Genomic DNA, 1,376 nt, shown 5'->3' on the forward strand with positions numbered 1-1,376 from the left:
CCGATGGCGTCGTGGGCGTGGGTGAGGAGGTGCCAGAGGTCTTGGGGGGTGTGGACGCCGCCGGGGAAGCGGCAGCTCATGCCGATGACGGCGATGGGGTCGTCGTCGGGTGTGGTGGCGGGTGTGGTGGCAGGTGGGGTGGTGGGGGTGGGGTGGTCGGTGAGGTGGGTGTGGAGGTGGGTGGTGAGGGCGGTGGGGGTGGGGTGGTCGAAGACGAGGGTGGTGGGGAGTTTGAGTCCGGTGGCGGTGGTGAGGCGGTTGCGGATCTCCACGGCGGTCAGGGAGTCGAAGCCCAGGTCGCGGAAGGCGCGGTGGGCGTCGATGGTGTCGGGGCCGGTGTGGCCCAGGACGGCGGCGACGTGGGTGCGGACCAGGTCCAGCAGCATCCGCTGTCCCTGTTCCGGGGTGGTGCCCGCCAGCCACTGCGTCCACGAGGAGGGGTCGGAGCTGGTGGAGTGGGCGAGGCCCCGGCGCTGGGGGGTGCGCACGAGGGTGCGGAACAGGGGTGGGATGCCGGTGCCGTCGGTGTCGGTGTGGTGGCGGAGGGCGGTGGTGTCCAGGCGTGCGGCGACGAGGTGGGGGTGGGGGGTGGTGGTGGCGGTGTCCAGGAGGGTGAGGCCGAGGTCGGTGGGCAGGGGGAGGAGGCCGGTGCGGGTCATGCGGGCGAGTTCGCGTTCGCCCAGGTGGGCGGTCATGCCGCTGCGTTCCTCCCACATGCCCCAGGCGATGGAGCGGGCGGGCAGGCCCGCGTCGTGGCGCTGCTGGGCGAGCTGGTCGAGGTAGACGTTGGCCGCGGCGTAGTTCCCCTGCCCCGGCCCCCCGAACGTCCCGGCCCCCGCGGAGAAGAGCACGAACTCGGCGATGTCGTGGTGGTGGCGGGTGAGTTCGTGCAGGTGGTGTGCGGTGTCGGCTTTGGCCCGGAGGACGGTGTCGAGGTGGTGGGGGGTGAGTTCGGGCAGGGTGGCGTCGTGGAGGGTGCCGGCGGTGTGCACGACGGCGGTCAGGGGGCGGTCCGGTGGCAGGTGGGTCAGGGCGTCGGCCAGGGCGGCGCGGTCGGCGGTGTCGCAGGCCAGCAGGGTGACCCGGGCGCCGGTGGCCTCCAGGTCGGCCACCAGGTCGTGGGCACCGGGGGCGGTGGGGCCGCGGCGGCTGAGGAGGAGGAAGGAGCCGATGCCGTGGGCGGTGGCCAGGTGGCGGGCGGCGGCCGCGCCCAGGGTGCCGGTCGCCCCGGTGATCAGCGCGGTCCCGGCCGGGTCCAGGGCCCGGGGCAGGGTGAGCACGACCTTGCCCACGTGCCGGGCCTGGCTGACGTGCCGCAACGCCTCCGGGGCCCGCCGCACGTCCCACGCCCGCACCGGCGGCAACCGCAACGCCCC

Annotated in this window: 1 protein-coding gene; it reads right to left on the reverse strand. The window is 74.9% G+C overall.

Annotated features, from left to right (window positions below; genetic code table 11):
* Positions 1–1,376, reverse strand: a 1,376-nt coding sequence (locus OSB71_RS24140; RefSeq protein ID WP_265950931.1) for a type I polyketide synthase, incomplete at both ends; no start/stop codon positions are given.

The sequence above is a fragment of the Streptomyces marinisediminis genome, assembly GCF_026262575.1.
In the GTDB taxonomy this organism is placed as follows: domain Bacteria; phylum Actinomycetota; class Actinomycetes; order Streptomycetales; family Streptomycetaceae; genus Streptomyces; species Streptomyces marinisediminis.